Here is a 419-nt window from a genome sequence, read left to right on the forward strand (position 1 = left end):
AGCATCTGCCCGACGTCCTCGGCCACAACGGTCACCGGGCCGGCGACGGCGTGTTCACCCGGATACCGGTCCACACCGCGGTGGGTAGCCGGCTGGCCACGCTGATCGGCGAGTCTGCCGCCGTGCCGTGCTACCACCATCAAGCCATCGACAAGGTCGGCGACGGACTGACGGTCAGCGCGGTCGATAGTGATGGCGTGGTGGAGGCGCTGGAGCTGCCCGGGGACACTTTTGCGCTTGCGGTGCAGTGGCATCCGGAGAAGTCGCTGGACGATCTGCGGCTGTTCACCGCACTGGTGGGCGCCGCGCGGACGTACGCGGGCCGGTGAGCCGATGAGTAGGCAGCAATTGGTCAACCCGGCTACCGAGGAAGTGCTGGGATCGGTGCAACACGCCGAGGTCGCCGACGTCGACGACGC

The 419-nt window shown here is 68.0% G+C and carries 1 protein-coding gene; it reads left to right on the plus strand.

Annotated elements, in window-relative coordinates; all coding sequences use genetic code 11:
* Positions 1-329: gamma-glutamyl-gamma-aminobutyrate hydrolase family protein (locus F0Q45_RS26835; protein WP_188113209.1), on the plus strand; the 329-nt coding region annotated here is incomplete at its 5' end.
* Positions 330-419 lie beyond the last annotated feature (90 nt).

The sequence above is a fragment of the Mycobacterium simiae genome (assembly GCF_008370645.1).
Lineage (GTDB): Bacteria > Actinomycetota > Actinomycetes > Mycobacteriales > Mycobacteriaceae > Mycobacterium > Mycobacterium simiae_A.